Below are 22,349 nucleotides of genomic sequence, written 5' to 3' on the forward strand. Positions count from 1 at the left end.
CCGTTGCGGTCGACGACTACTCGGCCGCGACGGACGTCGGCTCGAACTGTACCTTCGGCTTCTGCGGTATCTTCCCAAGCCGGCAATCGGCATCGCGTGCCGCACTTTCCTTGAGAAGCTTGACGAGCCAGTCGACGAAGACCCGCACCTTGTTGCTCAGATGGCGTGTCCGCGGGTAGACGATGTAGAGCGGCAGCGGCTCCCGCTCCCATTCGGTCAGCACCTCGACGAGCTGCCCCTTTTCCACCGCATCGCGGGCCATGAACTGCGGCGCCTGCGCCACGCCCATGCCGGAGACGGCTGCTGCGATATAGCTGCGGCTGTCGTTGACGGAGACGGCGTAGCGGGGCGTGATCTCCAGCGTCTCCTCGCCGCGCCGAAATTCCATCGGCAGGACGCGGCCCGCCTGGGCGTTGAGATAGCCCACGGAAAAGAACTGCGCCTCCAGGTCGCGCGGATGCTCCGGCATGCCGAACATCTGGATGAAGCCCGGCGACACATAGGTCCGCAAGCCGATTTCCCCCACCTTTCGGGCGATCAGCGACTGGTCCGTCGGCGTTCCTGCCCTGAGCGCGCAGTCGACGTTCTCGGCGACATAGTCGATCAGCCGATCGCCGACTCCGATGTCCAGCGTGATCTGCGGATAGCTGCAGTAGAAGCTGCAGAGCGACGGAATGACGATCAGGTCGGCAAAGGCGCCGGCCATTTCGACGCGCAGCCGGCCGGAGGGCTGCGACTGCGAGGAGGAGATGCTGCCGTCGAGTTCCTCGAGGTCCGACAGGAACTGTGCCGCCCGCTCGTAGTAGAGCGCGCCCTCGGTGGTCACGGCGACCTGCCGCGTCGTGCGGTTCAGGAGCTTGGCGCGCAGATGACCCTCGAGATTCTGCACCAGATTGGTCACCGTCGTCTTGGACATGTCGAGCGTCCGCGCGGCACGAGTGAAATTTCCGGTCTCGACGACCCGGACAAAGGCACGCATTGCAGAAAGCTGATCCATGACATGACCTCGTTGCGGCGCAATATTGTCCCGCGATAGTGGACATTGAAGTACGAATTGGAAACTTGTGTAGTTTCTACCGAACAATAATATCAGGTGGCGTCGCGGAAGCAAGAAGCTGCCTTGAAAACAGCAGGCAGAGGTCTCGATGAGGATGCGATGGGAAGATGTCGAACTGGATATGCCCGCGAGGCCGCGCATGCCGATGCGGGTCTACGAGCCGCCGGTGACACAGAAGGCCCCACCGCTCGTCCTCTACTTTCGGGGCGGCGCCTTTCAGCAGGATGAGCCTGCCGATCGGGAGACACCCATTGCCAGGGCGCTCGCCGCAAGCGGTGCCGTGGTGGTGGAGGCAGATCATGGCAGCATCTCGCGGAACATGTTCCCCGATGCCGTGGATTGCGGCCTTGCGGCACTCCGGTGCCTGACATCGCGGCGCAGGCAGCTGGGCGGGGCGAAATCCCTGATCCTGGTGGCTGGCGAAGAGGCAGGTGGAAACGTGGCGGCGGGACTGGCGCTGAAAGCCCGCGACCAGATGCCCGGCCAGTTGCATGGCCAGGTTCTGCTGTCGCCTCTGATCGACCCGACGATGAGTTCGGTGTCGATCCGTCAGGCGGACACGATCGGCATGCGCGATCGCTGGTCCGATGGCTGGATGCGCTACCTGCGGGGAGTTTACGGGTGCGCTCACCCCTACGCTGCGCCGAGCCTCTGTTCACGGCTCTCGGCCGTGGCGCCGGCGCTGGTGGTGACGTCCGAGGATGATCCGTTGCGCGACGAGGTCGTCGGTTATGCCGATCGTCTCGCCCAAGCAGGGGTCAGGGTGCGCCAGCATGTCTTTCCGGCCGGCAGCGGCTGGAATGAAATCTACAACGACGAAGGCGGCGTCTGGATGCAGGCGCTCTGCGGGCAGTTCGGCCTCTTCGTCCAGGACTTGCGTGCATGAATTATCGATTTGAAAGCATGTGGCGGCCGGGTTAGGCCGCAAGGAGACCACCGATGACATCGAAGAACCGAAGCTGGCCCCTGTGGGGCGCCGGACTTGCACTGGCTGCCTCCGTGGCGGGCGCTGTGCTATATTTTGATCTCGGCCAGATGGCCGAAGCGACGCCGGCTGCAGCGGCACCGGCAGCCGCGCCAGCCATCCCCGTGACGGTCGCGGCCATCGAGCCCTCGAGCGTGACGACGTGGCAGGAGTTTTCCGGACGGCTGGAAGCGGTCGATCGCGTTCAGATCCGTCCGCGCGTCGCCGGCACCATCCAGGCGGTGCATTTCCGCGAAGGCGGGCTGGTGGCGGTTGGCGACCGGCTGATCACTATCGATCCGGCACCCTATGCCGCAGCCGTCGCGCAGGCGGAAGGTCTCGCAGCCTCGGCCCGCGCACGGCTGGAGCTGGCCACGACAGAACTTGACCGCGGCAATGCGCTGCTTGCCCGAAAGACCATTTCGGAAAGCGAAGTGGCGCAGCGCAAGGGCGCCCAGCGCGAGGCGGTGGCTGCCCTGCAGTCTGCCGAAGCCGCTCTGAAGCTTGCCCAGCTCGATCTCGACTACACCGAGATCAAGGCGCCGATCGCCGGCCGCGTCGGCAGGCTGGAGGTCACCCCCGGCAACCTCGTGGGGTCCGGAGATGCCGCCCAGCCGCTGACGACGCTCGTATCGGTCGATCCGATCTATGCAAGCTTCGATGCCGGCGAGGACCTGGTCGCCACCATCCTGGCGGAGCTTCCCGTCAAGGATGATGGCGTACGGGCCCTCGAGGACGTGCCCGTCGAGATCGCCACTCTGGCGGATGGAGCGGCCGCTCGTGGCAAGCTGCAACTGGTGGACAATGAAGTGAACGCCGCCAGCGGCACGATCCGCCTGCGGGCCGTCTTCGACAACCCGGACGGCCTTCTGATCCCCGGTCAGTTCGTCCGCGTGCGCCTGGGGCAGCCCAAGCCGCAGGAGCATCTTCTTGTCAGCGAGCAGGCCGTCGGCTCCGATCAGGACAAGAAATTCGTCTTCGTCGTCGATGACGCCAACACCGTCGTCTATCGTCAGGTGGATCTCGGTGGCGCGGTAGACGGCAAGCGCATCGTCGAAAACGGTCTTGCCGCCGGCGATCGCGTCGTCGTCAACGGCCTGCAGCGCATCCGTCCCGGAGCCGTCGTCGACCCACAGGTCGAGGCGGAAGTCGCACACAACTAGCAATCGCCATGGCTGGCGCCCCTGAAGCGCCAGCCATGGCATTCGTTCCAGCAGTCAGCCCTGTCGTTCGTGACCACCGGTCGCGGGCCGGATCTGTTCGTGCCTTGTTTTGCCCTGGAGAGAGGGTTTTGAGATGAATATATCAAGATTTTTCATCGACCGTCCGGTCTTTGCGGCCGTGCTGTCGATCCTGATTGTAGTCGCGGGTCTGATCGGCCTGCGCGCCCTGCCGATTTCCGAGTACCCGGAGGTCGTGCCGCCGTCGATCGTCGTGCGCGCGGTCTATCCCGGCGCCAATCCGACCGTGATCGCTCAGACGGTGGCAACACCGCTCGAGGAACAGATCAACGGCGTCGAGGACATGCTCTACATGTCCAGCCAGGCGACGTCCGACGGCGTGCTGACCCTCACCGTCACCTTCAAGCTCGGCACCGATGCCGACAAGGCGCAGCAACTGGTCCAGAACCGCGTCTCGCAGGCCGAACCGAGGCTCCCGGCGGAGGTGCGCGCGCTCGGTCTCACGACTGTCAAGAGCTCGCCGGACTTCATCATGGTGGTCAACCTCGTCTCTTCCGACGACCGTTACGACATCACCTATCTGCGCAACTACGCCACCCTCAACGTCAAGGACCGTCTTGCCCGCATCGAGGGCGTGGGCCAGGTGCAGGTCTTCGGTGCCGGCGACTATTCAATGCGCGTCTGGATCGATCCGCAGAAGGCGGCGGAGCATGCGCTATCTGCCAGCGACATCAGCAACGCCATCCGGGCCCAGAACGTCCAGGCCGCAGCCGGCATCATCGGCGCCTCGCCGAGCGCGCCCGGAACCGGCCTGCAGCTGAACGTCAATGCCCAGGGACGGCTGGAAAGCCCGGAGGAGTTCGGCAATATCATCGTCAAGAGCGGCGAGAACGGCGCGATCACCCGCCTGCGCGACGTCGCGCGCATCGAACTGGGCGCCGCCGACTACACGCTGCGCTCGCTGCTCGACGGCCAACCGGCGGTCGCCGTGGCCGTCCTGCAGGCGCCCGGCTCCAACGCCATCGACATCGCCGAATCCGTGGGCCGGACCATGGACGAACTGCAGCTCGCCATGCCGGAAGGCGTCAAATACGAGATCGTCTATGATACGACGAAATTCGTCCGCGCCTCCATCGAGAAGGTCGTCGAAACTCTTCTGGAAGCGATCGCCCTCGTCGTCCTGGTGGTCATCCTCTTCCTGCAGACCTGGCGCGCCTCGATCATCCCGTTGATCGCCGTTCCCGTGTCGATCATCGGCACTTTCGCGGTGATGTACGCCTTCGGCTTCTCGATCAACGCGCTGACGCTGTTCGGACTGGTGCTGGCGATCGGTATCGTGGTGGACGACGCGATCGTCGTCGTAGAGAACGTCGAGCGCAACATCGAGAACGGCCTTTCGCCGCGCGAAGCCACCTACAAGGCCATGCGCGAAGTCTCCGGCCCGATCGTCGCCATCGCCCTGGTGCTCGTCGCCGTCTTCGTGCCGCTCGCCTTCATCACCGGCCTGTCGGGCCAGTTCTACCGGCAGTTCGCGCTGACGATCGCCATCTCCACGGTGATCTCGGCGATCAACTCGCTGACGCTTTCCCCGGCGCTGGCGGCTCTTCTGCTGAAGGATCACCATGCCCCTAAGGATTGGCTGACGCGCGTCATGGATCGCCTCTTCGGGTGGTTCTTCCGTGGCTTCAATCGCGCCTTCGGCGCCGCCTCCAACGGTTACGGCCGCACGGTGGGCGGGCTCATGTCCCGCAAGAGCCTGGTGATGCTCGTCTACCTGGCGCTCGTCGGTGCGACTTACGCCATGTTCTCGGCCGTTCCCGGCGGCTTCGTGCCGGCGCAGGACAAGCAGTATCTGATCGGCTTCGCGCAGCTTCCCGACGGCGCGACGCTCGACCGGACCGAGGATGTCATCCGCAAGATGAGCGACATCGCACTGGAACAGCCCGGCGTCGCCCATGCCATTGCCTTCCCCGGCCTCTCGATCAACGGCTTCACGATCGGCTCCAACGCCGGCATCGTCTTTGCCGTGCTCGACGACTTCGAGGAGCGCAAGACGCCGGAGCTCTCCGGCGGCGCCATCGCCATGGCATTGAACCAGAAGTATTCCGGCATCCAGGAAGCCTTCATCGCCATGTTCCCGCCGCCGCCGGTCAACGGCCTCGGCTCCACGGGCGGCTTCAAGCTGCAGATCGAGGACCGCGCCGGCTACGGCGCCCAGGCGCTTGACGAAGCCACCAAGGCGGTCATCGCCAAGGCCTATCAGGCCCCGGAACTGGCGGGCATCTTCTCGAGCTACCAGATCAACGTGCCGCAGCTCTACGCCGATGTCGATCGCGCCAAGGCCGAGCAGTTGGGGGTTGCCGTCACCGACGTCTTCGAGACGCTGCAGATCTATCTCGGCTCGCTCTACGTCAACGACTTCAACGCCTTCGGCCGTACCTACAGCGTTAGGGTCCAGGCAGACGCGAACTTCCGGGCCGAGGCTCAGGATATCGGCGAGCTGAAGGTCCGCTCACGCTCGGGCGAAATGATCCCGCTTTCGGCCCTCCTCAAGGTGGAAGAGACGACGGGCCCGGAACGGGCGACCCGCTACAACGGCTTCCTGTCCGCCGATATCAACGGCGGACCGGCACCGGGATATTCCTCCGGCCAGGCCCAGGCTGCCATGGAGCAGATCGTCCGCGAAACCGTGCCGCAGGGGATCGACTTCGAATGGACGGACCTGACCTACCAGCAGATCCTCGCTGGCAACTCCAGCATCGTCGTCTTCCCGCTGGCCCTGTTGCTCGTCTATCTCGTGCTGGCGGCCCAGTATGAAAGCCTGACGCTGCCCATCGCCATCATCATGATTGTGCCGATGGGCGTGCTGGCGGCGCTGACGGGCGTCTGGCTGACGGGAGGAGACAACAACATCTTCACGCAGATCGGCCTCGTTGTCCTTGTCGGGCTCTCGGCAAAGAACGCGATCCTGATCGTGGAGTTTGCCCGCGAGCTGGAACTGGAGGGGCGAACACCCTTCGAGGCCGCCGTCGAATCGAGCCGGCTTCGCCTCCGTCCCATCCTGATGACGTCGCTCGCCTTCATCATGGGCGTGGTGCCGCTGGTGATCTCCACCGGCGCGGGCGCGGAAATGCGCTCCGCCATGGGCGTCGCCGTCTTCTCCGGCATGATCGGGGTGACGTTCTTCGGCATCTTCATGACGCCGGTCTTCTACCTGCTTGCCCGTATCCTGACCGGCAACCGTCCCCTGCGGCGATCCGGTACGGAGGAGGTCCCCGCTCTCTCTCCAGCGGAGTAGACCTCGGCGCCGTGCGGGCTTCTACTGGGCCCGCACGGCCGTCACTTGAACTCAAATCCTCCACCGCGATCGGGGTAGGATCTGAAACGCAAAGCAGCCGGCCACCCTGCGTGAAGCAGTGTGGCCGGCTGTTTTTCAACATCAGGAAGTTGAACGCAATCAATGCGTTCCGAATGGAATGGTGCCCAGAAGAGGACTCGAACCTCCACACCCTTTCGAGTACCAGCACCTGAAGCTGGCGCGTCTACCAATTCCGCCATCTGGGCGACGGAGAGCGATTTACGGGGGTGGCCCCTCGGTGTCAACACGCTTCTTTGAAGTTTCTGTGTCGGCGGCGATAAATCTTTGCATGGCCTCATCAGGGTCCCGGAGAAGAGCCTCCGTCCGCCGATCCGCGGTCGAGGTGACCGAGGTCGCGGGCCGGATCAATGACGTCCCTGACGCGCTGCTTCAGCTCCTTGGGTCCCGGAAAGCCACCGTCGCGCTTGCGCTCCCACAGGAGCACGTCATCGATGCGGATCTCGAAGTTGCCGCCGGTCCCGGGAACCAGTGCCACTTCGCCAAGGCTGTCGGAGAAGGTCTGCAGCAGTTCCTGGGCCATCCAGCCGGCGCGCAGCAGCCAGTTGCACTGCGTGCAATAGAGAATGGTAATGCGTGGCCTGTTCATGGCGGCTCCGGAGTTGACTGCTGCTGTGATGCCGGCGATGCAAAGTCTGTTGCCGCCGCAAAGGATACTGCATCGGACGCCGCAACTTTCAAGAGGTCTGTCGCCGTCGCGCAGGCACGACGGAAAAAGGCCCCCGCGTCGACGCGGGAGCCCTCCGGGAAGTCGGTCGTTTATCCAGCTCAGGTCGGACGGTTGATGCTGCCGTCGCTGGTGCGCTGGTACTGGCGTGCCTCTTCGGCAATCCTGTCCCGTGCGGTATCATGCACCTCGGAGGCAACCTCTGCAGCCTTGCTATAGACCTCCGAGGCAGCGTCTTCGACCTTGTGCATCGTATCGGATGCCTTGGCCGACATTTCGTTGCGAACGCCGTCGGCCGTCTCGCCCATCACTTCGTCTTCACGACGGGTATGGGGCAGGGCAGCGCCGATCGCAGCACCCAGCGCAAACGCCAGAGCGCCGCCGATCAGCGGCTGGTCCTGGAAGTGCTTGGCGATGCTGTCGTTGAAATGCGCCGCCTGGTCGCGGGCGGAGCCGCCCATGGACATGGCGCTGTTACCGGCCGAACGGGCGCCGCCCATCACCGAGCTCCGGGCGCGCCCGGCCGAGGATCCGATCCGCTGCCAGGTCTTGGACACCCAACCCGACGCGTCATCGAACATGCGGCCGGCTTCGTCGCGGATGTCATGCATCTGCTGGCCGGTTGCGTCCGCAAAGCCCCGGTAGGTCTTGCCGGTCTCGTCCATGAAGTGGCCCGCGCGGCGGCCGGTTTCATCGGTCAATGCCTTGAAGCGGCTGCCACGGTCGTCGGAAAAATGGCTGTAGCGGTAGGAGCCATCGGTCTGGACCGGGCCGACGCGGCGAACGGAGCCTGTCACCGGCGCCAGCGGATACTCGACCTCGTCGTCGTCATAGCCGAGATCGTCATGGCTCTTGTTGGCGCCGGGATTTGCCATCAGCCACGCCATGCCGATTCCCATCAGGGCGACCGGAATAGGATTTGTCTTCATGGCGTTGCCGAGGTTGGCGACATATTCTGCGCCGCCGCTGGACTTGGCATAGGCCATCGCTTCGTCGATCAGCTGGCCGGGCGACATCTTCGCCTGGATGGCGTCGATCCGCTCTTCGATCCGCAGCCGGTCCTGGGCGATTTCGTGCTCGAGCTCTTCGGCTCGCTGAGTGTCGGTCATGGACATTAGACGCGCTCCTTGATGATCTGTGCATCCTGGCGAAGGGAGGCCGAGGTACGGTCAAACGAAAGGTTCTCGCCGCGAAGCGTGGAAAGTCCCTTCTTGATCAAGCCGTAGGCCAGTAGGGCCACGATGACGCCGACGATGACGGAGGAAAGTGCATCAGCGCCGGTCTCGGACATGCCCTGTGCGACGAAAAAGGCGGCAAGGCCGTTCACGAGCGCTGCCAGCAGCACGCCGACGGCGGCGATGGCAAAGACCAGCCCTGCACCGAAAGCCTCGATGCCGGTAACGGCCTGGGACATTTTTTCCGAGGCCTCGGTCTTGGCAAGACTGATTTCTTTCCGGAACAGTCCGGTGATATCGGAAACAAGCCCGCTCACCAGCTCGGAAAGGGGACGGTTGTCGATCGGATTAGCCATTGCGGGAACCCTCCGTGGGATAGCCCGTCGGGTAGCCGGCACCGGTGGTCGGGCTGACGGGTAGGGTTGATGATGATGTCGAGCTTGCTGCGGCGCTGCGGCCTGGAGCCGTCCCGGCCGTTGTGTTCGCACTGGTGCGGTCTGCCGAACCCTGCGTTGTCTTGGCGCCACGGTCTGCGGAGGCGGTCAGAAAACGGCTGGCGGCAAATCCGGCAAGCGCAGCAATTCCGATGAAGGCGGCCGGTTGACGGCGGCCGAAGTCTTCGGCCATGCCGGCGATCTGGCCCATGTCCTTGCCCTTGATGTCGTCGGCAAAGCGATGGACGCTGGAGCCGATCTGCGTCGCGTAACGACCCACTTCAGGCTGGTCGCCCTGCTCGAGTTCCTTGCCCACCTTCTCGATCGCTGACGCGATGCCGCTGACGCGTTCAGCGGCGAAATTCTTCTGGTCGGTGGCTGCGTCCGTGGCATGCTGCTTGACGTTGCCGAGTTCGGCTTGGGCGGTGGATTTCGCGCTCTGCCAGTCCTCGTTGACCTTTTCCTTCAAGCCGCCTGCGGCCTGATGGGCTGTCGAGGACGCGGCTGCTCCCGCGGCAGACGCTGCGGATTGGACATTCGACGACGAGGGGCTGGTGGAAGAATGGGCCTGTTGCGCCGGTTGCGCGGGCGATTGTGGGGAACCGGGGTTGAGGCCGGATCCTCGATTCAAATCTCGTTCGGTCATGGGACTCTCCCAGATTGGGTGAAAGGGACGATGTGACGACATCGTTCTGATGTGATCGACAGCTCAACCTTTCGTGACGTCAAAATGTTCCGAAATTGTCTGCAATCGGCAGCAGAGCCGGGCTGACTTTGAAGCCAATCACCTTTGCGCGATCAGCCCGTCAACACCTCTGTTTCGACGCACCAGGCGGCACCCGGTTAAGATTGGATTCAACCTTTCCCGGTAATTATCCGTTAGCTTTTCAACGACGGCGTCGTAAGGCGCGCAGCGATTGGCTTGTTTCGGCTCTGTTTTGCGTGCGGGTGCTCATGCGTTTTTCGGCTTTGTCAGCGGCTCTCCTTGCCGGCCTAATGCTCTCCGGCTGCACGTCCGGCTCCGGTCCTGAAGGTCTCATGGCGGGCCTCCCGTCGAGGGAGGTGACCGGTTCCGTCACCCAGGGACCTGTGCCCTCGGCAGCGGTCGGTTCGCCGGCGGCGCAGGCGCAAGGTCAGCCGCCGGAGGCTCTCGCCTGGGCAGACGGAGCACCGCATGCACAGGCCTTTGCCCCGGCCGTCACAACGGTCGGTATGCCGGTTCCGACTGATCGCCCCATGGCCATGATGTCGCCGCAGAACCCGGCAGCCTCCAGGTCGCAGGGGCGTCTTCGTGTTTATGGCCAGCAGTTCAGCGATGCCAAGCCGATCAACTTCGGCAAGGTTCAGCCCAAGCACTACGCCGTCCACGGCGTTGATGTCTCCCGCTGGCAGGGCGATATCAATTGGCCAAAGCTGCGCACGCAGGGCGCCAACTTTGCCTACATCAAGGCCACCGACGGCGGCGATCATCTCGATCCGATGTTCAAGACCAACTGGCGCAAGGCCAAGGAAGCCGGCATCCGCCGCGGCGCCTATCATTTCTTCTACTGGTGCCGCCGCGCCAGCGAACAGGCCGACTGGTTCATTCGCAACGTGCCGCGCGATCCAGACGCGCTGCCGCCGGTCATCGATGTGGAGTGGAATGGCGAATCGAGCTGCAAGCGTCGGCCCTCGCGCGCCGATGTCATCGAGAAGATGCAGGTCTTCATGGACAAGCTCGAGCGCCACTACGGCCAGCGGCCGGTGATCTACACCGCCCCGGACTTCTACAAGGACAACCTGATCGGCGCCTTTGAGAACTATCCGTTCTGGCTGCGCGCGGTGGCCCAGCATCCCTCCACGGTCTATCCGGGCCGCAAGTGGGTATTCTGGCAGTACTCGGGCTCTGGCCTGTCGCAGGGCGTCAATGGCAAGATCGACCTCAATGTCTTCAACGGCAGCGAGGATGGCTGGCACAATTGGGTGGCGCGGCACGCGAGCTGAGCGCTAGGCGACAGGCGGCGCGGCGGACTCCGCCTTCAGCCATTCGGTCAGCCGGTCGATGTTGCGATCCTGTGATCGTGGTGCAAGCACCCAGTAGCCGCGGTCCGTGTCGCTGAGTTCCGGTCCCGCCGTAACCAGCATCCCCGACGCGATCATCGAATCGACGAGGCCGAGCCAGCCGAGCGCCATGCCTTGCCCGCCCAGGGCAGCCTGCACCACCATGGCGTAGTTGTTGAAGCTGACGTCGCCGCTGACCGTCTCCGCCTTCCGGCGGATCTCCGTCGCCGCAAAATAGCTCGTCCAGTCGAACCAGGGGGAGGAGAGGGCGGTGTCCAGGTGGATCAGCGGTGCCCGCGACAGGATCGTGGCAGCAGCCTCTGCCTGCAGGAAGGCCTGCGAGCCGACCGGCACCACGCGCTCCGGCATGATCATTTCTCCGGCATGCCCGAACTGCGCCCGCGACCCGAAGGCCACGGCAATTTCCGCCTCCTCGGCCCAGTCGGCCTCCAGCCGCTGCGTCGAGATGATCTGGATGTCGAAGTCCGGATAGAGCAGCCGGAAGCTGTGCATCCGGGGGATCAGCCAGAGGGTGGCAAAGGCATAATCCGTACAGAGCCGCAGTGCCGGGCGCTTCACCTCCGCCCTGAGGTCTTGCGCCAGCGTGTCGATGTCGCTCACCGTCTTTTCGGCGATCGCGAGCAGGCGCTTTCCCTCCGCGGTGAAGGACACGCCCCGATGCTGGCGATGCAGCAGCGGCCGTCCGAACGATGCCTCCAGTTGCCTGATCTGATAGCTGACGGCAGGCTGGCTCAGCCCCTGCACGCGGGCTGCTGCCGAGAGCGACCCCTCCCGGGCAATCTCCACGAACAGCCGCATCCAGCCAATGTCGACAGGCAAATTGCTCATAAAATTTCTTTATGGCTTATATTTAAAATCATGGACTTCACAGCCGTATCCCATCAGTCTTCAATAAGTCCAGCAAATACAAGAAGGGGAAGAAGCATGACTTTGACTTCCAAATTGACAGTCCGGGCTCTGGCCTGCACCGCAGCAATTGCAACTCTCACGGCGGCTCCACTGACGGCATCCGCTGCTGATCCCGAAGCCTGCAAGGCCATCCGCCTGTCGGATCCGGGCTGGACCGATATCACCGCCACCAATGGCGTCGCTGCCTATATCCTTGAAACGCTGGGCTATGATCCGGACGTCAAGACACTTTCCGTTCCGATCGGGTACCAGTCGATGAAGAATGGCGAGATCGATGTCTTTCTCGGCAATTGGATGCCGGCGCAGCAGGCCTTCATCGACGACCTCAATTCGTCCAAATCCATCGAAGTCCTGAACAAGAATCTCGAAGGCGCCAAGTTCACGCTCGCCGTGCCGGCCTCGGTCGCAGAGGAGCATGGCGTCAAGGACTTTGCAGATCTTGCCGAGCATGCCGATGATTTCGAGCGCAAGATCTACGGCATCGAGCCTGGCGCCCCGGCCAACACCAACATCCAGAAGATGATCGACTCCGGCGACTTCAACCTGAAGGACTGGGAGCTGGTGGAATCCGGCGAGCAGGCCATGCTGGCACAGGTGGACCGTGCCAACCGGTCAGGCGATCCGATCGTATTTCTCGCCTGGGCTCCGCACCCGATGAACGAACGCTTCGACATCAGCTATCTGTCAGGCGGCGATGCGTATTTTGGTGCAAATTTCGGTGGCGCGGAGGTCTATACGTTGGCACGAACCGGCTGGCCGGAGCAGTGCCCGAACGCCGCTACCTTCTTGAAGCAGGTTACCTTTACCGTCGATATGGAAAATGTCCTGATGGGCGAGATCCTCGACGGCAAGGATCCTCAGGACGCCGCGGAAGCATGGCTGAAGGAAAATCCTTCGGCTTACGAGCCATGGCTGGCCGGCGTGACGACGTTTGACGGTAAGCCCGCCAAGGAAGCGGTCGACGCTGCCCTCGGGCTCTGAGGGCAGCCAGTGCAGCCAAGACCGAATGTGCTGATCCTGATGGTGGATCAGCTGAACGGAACATTGTTCCCGGATGGACCGGCGCAGTTCCTTCATGCCCCCCATCTGAAGTCCCTGGCGAAGCGCTCCGTGCGCTTCGTCAACGCCTACACCGCAAGCCCTCTGTGCGCACCGGCACGGGCCTCCTTCATGTCCGGGCAACTGCCGAGCCGGACGCGAGTCTATGACAATGCGGCGGAGTTCGCCTCCGACATCCCGACCTATGCCCACCATCTGCGCCGCGCCGGTTACCAGACATCGTTGTCCGGCAAGATGCATTTCGTCGGTCCTGACCAGATGCACGGGTTTGAAGAGCGGCTGACCACCGACATCTATCCGGCTGACTTTGGCTGGACCCCGGACTATACCAAGCCTGGCGAGCGGATCGACTGGTGGTATCACAACCTTGGTTCGGTGACCGGCGCGGGTGTCGCAGAAATCACCAATCAGATGGAGTATGACGACGAGGTTGCCTACAACGCCACTCGCAAGCTCTACGATCTGGCGCGCGGCCAGGACGAGCGCCCCTGGTGCCTCACCGTCAGCTTCACCCACCCCCACGATCCCTATGTCGCCCGGCGTCGCTACTGGGACCTCTACGAAGACTGCGATCAGCTGGATCCGGCCATTCTGGCCATTCCCTATGAGGAGCAGGACCCGCATTCGCAGCGCCTGATGGACGCCTGCGACCACAAGGCGTTCGACATCACAGGCGAGAACATCCGCCGCGCCCGCCGCGGCTACTTTGCCAGCATCTCCTACGTCGACGACAAGATCGGCGAGATCCTCGACCTCCTGGAGCGCACGCGCATGGCGGAGAATACCGCCATCGTCTTCGTGTCCGATCATGGCGACATGCTCGGCGACCGCGGTCTCTGGTTCAAGATGAATTTTCTGGAAGGCTCCGCCCGCGTGCCGCTGATGATCTCCGCACCGGGCTGGAAGCCGAGCTTGGTGACGGAGCCTGTTTCCACACTCGACGTCTGCCCGACGGTCTCGGCCATTGCCGGGATCGACATCAGCGCCCTGGCGCCATGGACGGACGGGGAGGATCTGACCGCCCTGTCAAGGGGGAAGCAGGCACGCAGTCCGGTGCCCATGGAATATGCCGCCGAAGGATCCATCGCGCCGATGGTGGCGATCCGCGACCGCCAGTACAAGCTGACGCTCTGCGACCGCGATCCGCCTATCCTGGTGGATCTCGAAGCGGACCCCGAGGAATTGCAGAACCTCGCGAGTGATCCGGCGCATGCCGAGGCCATGGCGAGACTGTCGTCCATGATCGCCAAACGGTGGGATCTCCAGCGCTTCGATGCTGCGGTGCGCGAAAGCCAAGCGCGTCGGCACGTGGTTTATGAGGCCCTCCGAAACGGTGCCTATTATCCATGGGATTACCAGCCGCTGCAGCGCGCCTCGGAACGCTACATGCGCAACCACATGGATCTCAACGTGCTGGAGGATAACCAGCGGTTTCCCCGTGGCGAATAGGATTGCGGGGCAACTTTTCTCACGTACGGAACAAAATCTTGTGAGTATCCGTTTCCATTGCAGGTTTAACGGAGGAAGTACCTATGACCTACGATCCGAATGATACGCGTACCGGCCCTCGCTCGCCAAACGATCCCCGGCCGGGGGTAGTCAACCACGTCGATGCACGCAGCCGCAGCTCGTCCTGGATGCCTTGGGTGGCCGTCTTGGCGGTGGTGCTGATTGCCGCGTTCGTCTGGAGCAACATGGGCGGCGACATTGGTACTGATCCGGCAACGACGTCCGCTACCGATTCGCCTGCCGTCACCAATGACGCGCCGGCCTCGGCAGCGCCTGCTGCACCGGCGATCGATGCCGCTCCTGCAGCACCGGCTGCTCCAGCCGCACCGGCTGGCAACGGCGGCTAACGGCGCCCTGTTCATCCGATGAGACCGTCCGCCTCGGCGGGCGGTTTTTTGTTTCCTGCCAGGACCCTATCCTGCCGTGGGAGCGAGACGCTTCTTGCAGCTACGCTAAAGTTACGCCATAAGATGGCCGCTTAACGCTTTGGGTTTGCGACGACCAGCCACTAATTCGCAGCTGTACAGGCGGAAGGTGGGGCTGGAACCGGGACGGCGTATTGCAGGTCGTCGAGCGTTGTCCACAGTATCCATGCCGGATTTCGTCGAAAGAGTCAGTGTTGAAAGCGCTTGAACTGCTGAATGGCCTGGAGCCTACGTCTCCGCTCGGCATCCCTTCCAGCTGGTCGGCCGGCATGCAAACCCTGGTTGCGACAATTCTGCAGGCGCCGCTGCAGGTCATCCTGTTCTGGGGGCCCGATTTTATCGCCCTCTACAATGATGCTTACGCGGCGACGATCGGGAATAAGCATCCACAGGCCTTCGGTCAGCCCGCTTCTCTCCACTGGAAGGAACTCTGGCAGGGCCTGGAGCCTCTCCTGGATCAGGTTCTGAAGACTGGCGAACCGGTCTCCATGAAGGACCGACCCTTCTACATCGAGCGCCATGGTCATCCTGAAAACGTCACCTTCGACATTTCCTTTTCACCCGTTCCGGGGGAGACGGGTGAGGTTGCAGGCGTTCTCTGCATCGTCAACGAGACCACTGAGCGCACCGCCTACGAGCAGCGGCTCCGGGAGAGCGAGCTCCGGTTTCGCAACATGGCCGATAGTGCCCCGGTAATGATGTGGGTGGTCGACAAGACCGGCTACTGCACCTATCTCAACTCCCGCTGGTACGAATTCACCGGCCAGACGGCCGAGGAGGCCGAAGGCTACGGCTGGCTGGAGGCGACGCATCCGGACGATAAGGAGCGCGCCGGCAACGTTTTCCTTGAGGCGCTGGCCAGCAAGCAGCCCTTTCGTCTTGAATACCGCCTGCGCCGTGCCGATGGTGTCTACCGGTGGGCAATCGATGCGGCTGAGCCGAGATTCACATCGGATGGCGTTTTCGTCGGTTATATCGGCTCCGTCATCGACATCGACGACCGTTTCGAGATCGAACAAAAGTTGCGCCAGAGCGAGGCAAATCTCAGAGCGATCACGCACTCGGTCGATCAGATGATCTGGGCAACTCGCCCCGACGGTTTCCATGATTTCTACAATGACCGATGGTACGAATATACCGGCGTTCCTTATGGGACGACCGATGGTGCGGGCTGGAACGACATGTTCCATCCCGATGATCAGGAGCGTGCCTGGGCATTATGGCGGCAATCGCTGTCCAGCGGTCAGCCCTATCATATCGAGTACCGGCTGAAGCACCGCTCCGGCGAGTATCGCTGGGTGATCGGCCGCGCGAACGCCGTGCGGAGTCCCGATGGCGAGATTCTCCGCTGGTACGGCACCTGCACCGACATTCACGAGCTGAAGACCGCCGAACTGCACCGCTCCGCTCTGGTTGCCTTCCAGGAAGAGGTGGCCGATCTCGACGATCCCGGCGACGTTGCCTATGCCGCCTCGCAGATGCTGGGAGACGCCCTGAAGGTTGATCGTGTCGGCTACGGGGCCATCGACACCGAAGCGGAGACCGTGCTGATCGACCGGGATTGGACGGCCGAGAACGTCGAGAGCTTGAAGGGCGTGCGACATCTGCGCCAATATGGCAGTTTCGTCGACGACCTGAAACGCGGCGAGACGGTGGTCTTCGAGGATGCCGAACGCGATCCGCGTACCCGCGACAAGGCAGCCAACCTGGCGGCGGTCTCTGCCCGGTCCATCGTCAACATCCCGATCCGCGAGCAGAGCGGCCTGGTGGCGCTGCTCTTCATCAACAGCGCAAAGCCTCGGCAATGGACCGAGGAGGAACTGCGCTTCATTCGCGACGTCGCCGAACTGACCCGCCAGGCCGTGGAGCGGCGACGTGCCGAAGCGGAACTGCGCCATCTGACCCAGACGCTCGAAGAGCAGGTCCTGCAGCGCACCGAAGAGCTGCGCCGCTCCGAAGAACAGCTGCGCCAGAGCCAGAAGATGGAGGCGGTCGGTCAGCTGACTGGCGGCATCGCCCATGACTTCAACAACAACCTCGCCGTCATCATCGGCGGCCTGAGCCTCCTGCAACGGCGTCTGAAACGCGGCGAGACCCATGATCTCGAACGCCTGATCGTCGGCGCCACGGAAGGCGCGCAGCGCGCCGCGACCCTGACGCAGCGGCTGCTCGCCTTCTCCCGCCAGCAGCCCCTGTCGCCGGAATCCGTCGATGGCAACCGCATGATCGCAGGCATGAACGATCTCCTGGTGCGCTCGCTCGGCGAGCATATCCGTATCGAGACGGTGCTGGCGGCCGGCCTCTGGAAGACCCAGGCAGACGCCAGCCAGCTGGAGAACGCCATTCTCAACCTTGCCGTCAACGCCCGCGATGCCATGCCCGATGGCGGCCGGCTGACGATCGAGACGGCCAATGCCCATGTCGACGACGCCTATGCCGGCGAACACGACATCGGCGCCGGCCAATACGTGCTGATCGCGGTCACCGATACCGGCACCGGCATGACGCCCGAGGTCATAGAGCGCGCCTTCGATCCCTTCTTCACCACCAAGGCCGTCGGCAAGGGCACGGGGCTCGGCCTCAGCCAGGTCTTCGGCTTCGTGCGGCAGACGGGCGGTCACATCAAGATCTATTCGGAGCCCGGCCAGGGAACGACGGTCAAGATCTACCTGCGCCGCTTCTACGGCGAGGACGCTCCGGCCACGCTTTCCACCGTCGAGCCGCTGGCGCCGCGCGGCACCGGCGAACGCGTGCTCGTCGTCGAGGACGATGACCGCGTCCGCTTCTTTACCGTCGAGACGCTGCGCGAACTGGGCTACAGCGTCACCTACGCCGCAAGCGGCCCGGAAGCGCTGTCGGTCCTGGAGGCCGGCCACCGCTTCGACCTCCTGTTCACCGACATCGTCATGCCCGAAATGAACGGCCGCAGGCTCGCCGACAGGGCGCTCGAACTGCAGCCGGGTCTGAAGGTCGTCTTCGCGACCGGCTACACCAGCAATGCCGTCGTCCACAACGGCATCGTCGATCCGGGCACCAACTTCCTGCAGAAGCCCTTCACCATCGACCAGGTGGCCCGCAAGCTGCGCGAAGTTCTGGACGCCGTCGCCTAACCTCGATCCTGCTGCGTCGCTGAAATCACACCTTCGTCCTCCTCCCGTTGACCACGGGAGAGGGCGGAGGTGTGCAACGCTTGCGCTTTCAGACCTGTTCTCAGTCAATGCTCAAGCAGAGAATGCTGAAGTAATAAGCAGAAAAATAAGTGACCAAATTTTAGCTTGACGACCGGAGATAATTGTCATCCACTGCACCAATCGAAAATTGGTGCAGGAATTGGTGCAGCAGTGGAGACGATCGGACACGACAACGCAAACTACGCGCTGCACCGCCTCCGGGAAATGCTCGGCAAGGGGCAGATCGACGCGGACGGAAAGCTGCCGACCGAACGGGCGCTCTCGGAAATGCTCGGCACCGGACGGCGGGCCGTCCGCCGCGCCCTGGAAGTCCTGGAGTCGGAAGGCCTGATCTGGCGCAAGCAGGGTGCTGGAACCTTTGTCGGCGAACGTCCAGACAGCCTGAGCGGTGATTTCGGTGCCATCGTCGCCGTGACCGATCCGATGGAGATCATGGAGGTCCGGCTTCGCATCGAACCCCAGCTTGCCCAGCTTGCCGCCCTGCGCGCCAAGCCGAAGGACATCGAACGGATGCGGGCGCTGGCCGCAAAGATCATCGACAGCGAGGATGCCGACGCGCGCGAGCTCTGGGACGGCGCGCTGCATCGGCAGATCGCCCAGAGCGCCGGCAACCAGCTGTTCCTCACCATCTTCGACGTCGTCAACCGCGTTCGCCAGGATGAGGCCTGGCAGGCTCTGCGGGAGCGTGCGCGAGCGGCCAGCAACACGGTCAACATTTCGCTCGCCCAGCACATCGGCATCATCGACGCCATTGCCGAACGCGACCCGTCGCGTGCAGGCGAGGCCATGCGCCAGCACCTCCTGATGCTCCAGGAGCGTCTCATCCGTGCCACCTCGCTTGAGCACTCGGAGGATAGCGGTCTCAGCCAAGCATCCTGACTTCGGCTCATGCAGCCGGACCAAGCCGGAAAACCGGCCAAGAACAAGAATGTCCCCAAAAACAGCCAGAGGAAAAGAACATGAGAAAACTCACCACACTGACAGCAGCACTGCTGGCAACAGCCATCGCCTTCCCGGCGGCAGCCGCTGAACTTCGCATCGGCCTCCAGGACGACGCCGACGTTCTCGATCCCGCGCAGTCGCGAACCTTCGTCGGCCGCATCGTCTACACCGCCATGTGCGACAAGCTGGTCGACATCTCCCAGGAGATGAAGATCGTGCCGCAGCTGGCCACCGAATGGAACTGGTCGGAAGACGGCAAGGAACTGACCATGACGCTGCGGGAAGGCGTCAAGTTCCACGACGACACGCCGTTCAATGCGCAAGCCGTGGTCGCCACCATCGAGCGCAACATGACGCTGCCGGAATCGCGCCGCAAGAGCGAGCTATCGTCCGTCGAGAAGGTCGAGGCGACCGGCGAATACGAGGTGAAGTTCACCCTGAAAAGCCCCGACGTGACCCTGCTGGCGCAGCTTTCCGACCGCGCCGGCATGATCGTTTCTCCGAAGGCCGCAGCGGAGCTGGGCGCCAACTTCGGCAGTGCGCCGGTTTGCGCCGGCCCCTTCAAGTTCGTCGAGCGCATCCAGCAGGACCGCATCGTGCTGGAGAAGTTCCAGGATTACTGGAACGCGGATCAGGTCTTCCTCGACAAGGTGACCTACCTGCCGATCCCGGACACCACCGTTCGGCTCGCCAACCTGCGCTCCGGTGATCTCGACATCGCAGAGCGCATCTCGGCCTCGGACGCAGCAGCTGTGAAGGCGGACTCCAGCCTTACCTACGCAGACGTCATCGGCCCCGGCTACATGGCCATGTACGTCAACGTCGGAAACGGCGCGCGGGCGGAAAACCCGCTCGGAGAAGACAAGCGCCTGCGCCAGGCCTTCTCGCTGGCGATCGACCGCGAGGCCATCAACCAGATCGTCTTCGAAGGCACAGCCAAGGCCGGCAACCAGCCGTTCCCGCCGACGAGCCCCTGGTTTAACCAGGACCTGCCGGTCCAGCCGCGCGACATCGAAAAGGCCAAGGCGCTGATGGCCGAAGCAGGACACGAAACGCTCGACGTTGAACTGCAGCACGCCAACAACACCACCCAGACCCAGATGATGCAGGTCATCCAGTCGATGGTGGCGGAAGCCGGCTTCAACGTCAGCCTGCGGGCGACCGAATTCGCGACGCTCCTCTCCGAGCAGACGGCTGGCAACTACCAGCTGAGCCGTTCCGACTGGTCGGGCCGTATCGATCCCGATGGCAACATCCATCAGTTCATCACCTGCGCGGGCGGCATCAACGACGTCAAATACTGCAATCCCGAAGTCGACCAACTCCTGAACGAAGCCCGCGCCTCGACCGACGATGCCGTGCGCAAGGAGAAATACGATGCTGTCAGCGTCATTCTCAACGACGACATGCCGATCATCTACCTCGGCCACCAGCCCTACGCCTACGCCATCGACAACGGTGTCACGGATTTTGCTCCGTCTCCGGACGGCATGATCCGCCTGGTCGGCGTCAAGAACCCCGACTGATGTCCTCTGGCCGCACGGACCCTCCGTGCGGCCACTCCTGACGCGAGGGCCCTGCCATGCCTGTCTACATCGGAAAGCGGCTGCTGGTCGCGATCCCGACACTCATCATCATCTCGATCTTCGTCTTCTCGCTGCAGAAGCTCCTGCCGGGCGACCCCGTGCTGGCCATGGCCGGCGAGGAACGCGACCCGGCGACGCTGGAGTTCCTGCGGGAGAAGTACCGGCTGAACGACCCGGTCATCATGCAGTACTTCACCTGGCTCGGCGGCGTCGTCACCGGGGATTTCGGGATTTCGCTCCGCACCAACCAGCCGGTGCTCGATCTGATCGGCGACAAGCTGCCGGTCACCATCCAGCTGGCCGTGATGGCGATGATCTTCGCTTTGGTGATCGGCATTCCGATGGGCATTCTCGCGGCCGTCTGGAAAAACACCTGGGTCGATTACCTCTCCAATATCGTGGCGCTGTCGGGCCTCTCCGTTCCCAACTTCTGGCTCGGCATCATGCTGATCCTGCTGGTTTCGGTGAACCTCGGCTGGCTGCCGGCCTCGGGCTATGAATCGATCTTCGTCGATCCCGTCCGTTCCATTCAGACGATGATCATGCCCGCCTTCGTGCTGGGCACGGCGCTGGCGGCACAGCTCATGCGCCATACGCGCTCCTCCATGCTCGGCATCCTGAGTTCCGACTACATTCGCACGGCGCGTGCCAAGGGGCTGTCGCCCTGGGAGGTGATCATGAGCCACACCTTCCGCAATGCGCTTCTGCCGATCGTCACGATGATCGCCCTGCTGTTTGGCGAACTGCTTGCCGGTGCCGTGCTGACGGAGCAGATCTTCACCATCCCGGGCTTCGGCAAGCTGATCGTCGATGCCGTCTTCACCCGCGACTACGCCGTGGTCCAGGGCGTGGTGCTCTGCACTGCGGTCGGCTTCATCCTGATGAACCTCATCGCCGACGTGCTCTACGTCCTCCTGAACCCGAGACTGAGGGCAACGCTATGACAGTGGTCGAAACAGTCATCGCCGCTCCGGTGCGCGAGAAAAGCCGCGCCTGGCGCAAGATGCGGGCAAACCGCGGCGCGCTTGTCGGCCTCGGCATCATCCTCTTCTTCGCGATCCTGGCGGCCGCGGCTCCGCTCCTGCCCATTCCCGATCCAGCCGGCACGGACTGGTCGGCGCTGCGCAAGGCGCCATCGGCGGCACACTGGCTCGGCACCGACGACCTTGGCCGCGACATCCTCTCGCGGATGATCTGGGGCGCGCAGGCGTCCTTGATGGCCGGCGTCTTCTCGGTCGCCATCGCCGTCTTCATCGGCGTCCCCTTCGGCCTCGTTGCAGGGTATTTCGGCGGCTGGGTGGACCAATTGATCTCGCGGGTCACCGAAGCGCTGCTCGCCATGCCCTTCCTGATCACGGCGATTGCCCTCGCAGCTTTCCTCGGCCCCAGCCTGACGAACGCCATGATCGCCATCGGCCTCTCGGCCATGCCGATCTTCGTGCGGCTGACGCGCGGCCAGGTGCTGGCGGTCAAGACGGAAGACTACGTCGAAGGCGCGCGCTCGGTGGGTCTCGGCCACGTCGACATCATGCTGCGCTACATCCTGCCCAACGTCTTTGCGCCGATCATCGTGCAGGCGACGTTGACAATTGCGACCGCCATCATCGCCGAAGCCAGCCTCTCGTTTCTCGGGCTCGGCCAGCAGCCGCCGGCACCCAGCTGGGGATCGATGCTGAACGTCGCCAAGAACTTCCTGAGCCAGGCGCCATGGATGGCGATGTGGCCCGGCGTGGCGATCTTCCTCGTCGTCATCGGCTTCAATCTCCTCGGCGACGGCCTGCGCGATGCGCTGGATCCGCGCGAGGCATGACTT

Annotated in this window: 18 protein-coding genes and 1 tRNA gene; 12 read left to right on the forward strand and 7 right to left on the reverse strand. The window is 63.3% G+C overall.

Annotation, left to right across the window (positions count from 1 at the left end):
* Positions 1-16: 16 nt before the first annotated feature.
* Positions 17-997: a LysR family transcriptional regulator gene (locus M1E10_RS09320; protein ID WP_499176075.1), complete on the reverse strand. Its 981-nt coding sequence runs from the start codon at positions 995-997 to the stop codon at positions 17-19.
* Between the two features lie 148 nt (positions 998-1,145).
* Here M1E10_RS09320 and M1E10_RS09325 point away from each other — a divergent pair, with 148 nt between their 5' ends.
* The 3 genes from M1E10_RS09325 (at position 1,146) to M1E10_RS09335 (ending at position 6,500) form a co-directional block, all read left to right on the forward strand.
* Entirely contained in the window at positions 1,146-1,943 is a 798-nt protein-coding gene (locus tag M1E10_RS09325) for an alpha/beta hydrolase family protein (protein WP_499176076.1), read from the forward strand.
* A 53-nt stretch (positions 1,944-1,996) separates the two neighbouring features.
* Complete coding sequence (locus M1E10_RS09330) at positions 1,997-3,184, forward strand: efflux RND transporter periplasmic adaptor subunit (protein WP_499176077.1); 1,188 nt, start codon at positions 1,997-1,999, stop codon at positions 3,182-3,184.
* 133 nt (positions 3,185-3,317) lie between these two features.
* Positions 3,318-6,500: an efflux RND transporter permease subunit gene (locus M1E10_RS09335; protein WP_499176078.1), complete on the forward strand. Its 3,183-nt coding sequence runs from the start codon at positions 3,318-3,320 to the stop codon at positions 6,498-6,500.
* 179 nt (positions 6,501-6,679) lie between these two features.
* Here the strand turns inward: M1E10_RS09335 and M1E10_RS09340 are convergent.
* From M1E10_RS09340 to M1E10_RS09360, 5 genes are all read right to left on the reverse strand, one after another.
* Positions 6,680-6,766: transfer RNA gene (locus M1E10_RS09340), tRNA-Leu, on the reverse strand.
* A gap of 92 nt (positions 6,767-6,858) precedes the next feature.
* Entirely contained in the window at positions 6,859-7,167 is a 309-nt protein-coding gene (locus tag M1E10_RS09345; RefSeq protein WP_499176079.1) for an Rdx family protein, read from the reverse strand.
* A gap of 179 nt (positions 7,168-7,346) precedes the next feature.
* A complete protein-coding gene (locus M1E10_RS09350; RefSeq protein WP_499176080.1) occupies positions 7,347-8,360 on the reverse strand; it encodes a DUF3618 domain-containing protein in 1,014 nt (337 codons plus the stop codon).
* Entirely contained in the window at positions 8,360-8,776 is a 417-nt protein-coding gene (locus M1E10_RS09355) for a phage holin family protein (RefSeq protein WP_499176081.1), read from the reverse strand. The genes M1E10_RS09350 and M1E10_RS09355 overlap by 1 nt, the downstream gene beginning before the upstream one ends.
* Positions 8,769-9,500, reverse strand: a complete 732-nt coding sequence (locus M1E10_RS09360) for a nutrient deprivation-induced protein (protein ID WP_499176082.1) — start codon at positions 9,498-9,500, stop codon at positions 8,769-8,771. Before M1E10_RS09360 ends, M1E10_RS09355 begins: the two co-directional genes overlap by 8 nt.
* Positions 9,501-9,808: 308 nt before the next feature.
* Here M1E10_RS09360 and M1E10_RS09365 point away from each other — a divergent pair, with 308 nt between their 5' ends.
* Positions 9,809-10,837, forward strand: coding sequence for a glycoside hydrolase family 25 protein (locus tag M1E10_RS09365; RefSeq protein WP_499176083.1), 1,029 nt, complete (start codon positions 9,809-9,811; stop codon positions 10,835-10,837).
* A 3-nt stretch (positions 10,838-10,840) separates the two neighbouring features.
* On the opposite strand, the gene M1E10_RS09370 is transcribed toward M1E10_RS09365, so the two are convergent.
* Positions 10,841-11,743 (reverse strand): LysR family transcriptional regulator, encoded by a 903-nt coding sequence (locus tag M1E10_RS09370; RefSeq protein ID WP_499176084.1) that lies wholly within the window; start codon positions 11,741-11,743, stop codon positions 10,841-10,843.
* 96 nt (positions 11,744-11,839) lie between these two features.
* Between M1E10_RS09370 and choX the strand changes: the two genes are divergently transcribed.
* The 8 genes from choX to M1E10_RS09410 all read left to right on the forward strand — a co-directional run bounded on the left by choX (position 11,840) and on the right by M1E10_RS09410 (position 22,346).
* Positions 11,840-12,805 carry a type 2 periplasmic-binding domain-containing protein gene (gene choX, locus M1E10_RS09375; protein WP_499176085.1) on the forward strand — a complete coding sequence of 322 codons (966 nt, stop codon included), beginning with the start codon at positions 11,840-11,842 and terminating at the stop codon, positions 12,803-12,805.
* A 9-nt stretch (positions 12,806-12,814) separates the two neighbouring features.
* On the forward strand, positions 12,815-14,332 hold the full coding sequence (gene betC, locus M1E10_RS09380) for a choline-sulfatase (RefSeq protein ID WP_499176086.1): 1,518 nt from the start codon (positions 12,815-12,817) through the stop codon (positions 14,330-14,332).
* An 83-nt stretch (positions 14,333-14,415) separates the two neighbouring features.
* The gene (locus M1E10_RS09385; RefSeq protein WP_499176087.1) at positions 14,416-14,739 is read left to right on the forward strand and encodes a hypothetical protein; all 324 of its coding nucleotides are present in this window, start codon (positions 14,416-14,418) and stop codon (positions 14,737-14,739) included.
* 272 nt (positions 14,740-15,011) lie between these two features.
* Positions 15,012-17,927, forward strand: coding sequence for a PAS domain S-box protein (locus M1E10_RS09390; RefSeq protein WP_499176088.1), 2,916 nt, complete (start codon positions 15,012-15,014; stop codon positions 17,925-17,927).
* 285 nt (positions 17,928-18,212) lie between these two features.
* Positions 18,213-18,887: a FadR/GntR family transcriptional regulator gene (locus tag M1E10_RS09395; RefSeq protein WP_499177133.1), complete on the forward strand. Its 675-nt coding sequence runs from the start codon at positions 18,213-18,215 to the stop codon at positions 18,885-18,887.
* Positions 18,888-18,967: 80 nt separating this feature from the next.
* Entirely contained in the window at positions 18,968-20,476 is a 1,509-nt protein-coding gene (locus M1E10_RS09400) for an ABC transporter substrate-binding protein (RefSeq protein WP_499176089.1), read from the forward strand.
* A gap of 56 nt (positions 20,477-20,532) precedes the next feature.
* Positions 20,533-21,480 (forward strand): ABC transporter permease, encoded by a 948-nt coding sequence (locus M1E10_RS09405; RefSeq protein WP_499176090.1) that lies wholly within the window; start codon positions 20,533-20,535, stop codon positions 21,478-21,480.
* On the forward strand, positions 21,477-22,346 hold the full coding sequence (locus tag M1E10_RS09410; protein WP_499176091.1) for an ABC transporter permease: 870 nt from the start codon (positions 21,477-21,479) through the stop codon (positions 22,344-22,346). Before M1E10_RS09405 ends, M1E10_RS09410 begins: the two co-directional genes overlap by 4 nt.
* The last annotated feature ends 3 nt before the right edge of the window (positions 22,347-22,349 follow it).

This window comes from Rhizobium sp. PK7-22 (genome assembly GCF_056530405.1).

Coding starts and splice junctions, on each gene's coding strand:
- M1E10_RS09320 (WP_499176075.1), bottom strand. CDS start 997: ATGGATCAGCTTTCTGCAATGCGTGCCTTTGTCCGGGTCGTCGAGACC.
- M1E10_RS09325 (WP_499176076.1), top strand. CDS start 1,146: ATGAGGATGCGATGGGAAGATGTCGAACTGGATATGCCCGCGAGGCCG.
- M1E10_RS09330 (WP_499176077.1), top strand. CDS start 1,997: ATGACATCGAAGAACCGAAGCTGGCCCCTGTGGGGCGCCGGACTTGCA.
- M1E10_RS09335 (WP_499176078.1), top strand. CDS start 3,318: ATGAATATATCAAGATTTTTCATCGACCGTCCGGTCTTTGCGGCCGTG.
- M1E10_RS09345 (WP_499176079.1), bottom strand. CDS start 7,167: ATGAACAGGCCACGCATTACCATTCTCTATTGCACGCAGTGCAACTGG.
- M1E10_RS09350 (WP_499176080.1), bottom strand. CDS start 8,360: ATGTCCATGACCGACACTCAGCGAGCCGAAGAGCTCGAGCACGAAATC.
- M1E10_RS09355 (WP_499176081.1), bottom strand. CDS start 8,776: ATGGCTAATCCGATCGACAACCGTCCCCTTTCCGAGCTGGTGAGCGGG.
- M1E10_RS09360 (WP_499176082.1), bottom strand. CDS start 9,500: ATGACCGAACGAGATTTGAATCGAGGATCCGGCCTCAACCCCGGTTCC.
- M1E10_RS09365 (WP_499176083.1), top strand. CDS start 9,809: ATGCGTTTTTCGGCTTTGTCAGCGGCTCTCCTTGCCGGCCTAATGCTC.
- M1E10_RS09370 (WP_499176084.1), bottom strand. CDS start 11,743: ATGAGCAATTTGCCTGTCGACATTGGCTGGATGCGGCTGTTCGTGGAG.
- choX (WP_499176085.1), top strand. CDS start 11,840: ATGACTTTGACTTCCAAATTGACAGTCCGGGCTCTGGCCTGCACCGCA.
- M1E10_RS09385 (WP_499176087.1), top strand. CDS start 14,416: ATGACCTACGATCCGAATGATACGCGTACCGGCCCTCGCTCGCCAAAC.
- M1E10_RS09395 (WP_499177133.1), top strand. CDS start 18,213: ATGCTCGGCAAGGGGCAGATCGACGCGGACGGAAAGCTGCCGACCGAA.
- M1E10_RS09400 (WP_499176089.1), top strand. CDS start 18,968: ATGAGAAAACTCACCACACTGACAGCAGCACTGCTGGCAACAGCCATC.
- M1E10_RS09405 (WP_499176090.1), top strand. CDS start 20,533: ATGCCTGTCTACATCGGAAAGCGGCTGCTGGTCGCGATCCCGACACTC.
- M1E10_RS09410 (WP_499176091.1), top strand. CDS start 21,477: ATGACAGTGGTCGAAACAGTCATCGCCGCTCCGGTGCGCGAGAAAAGC.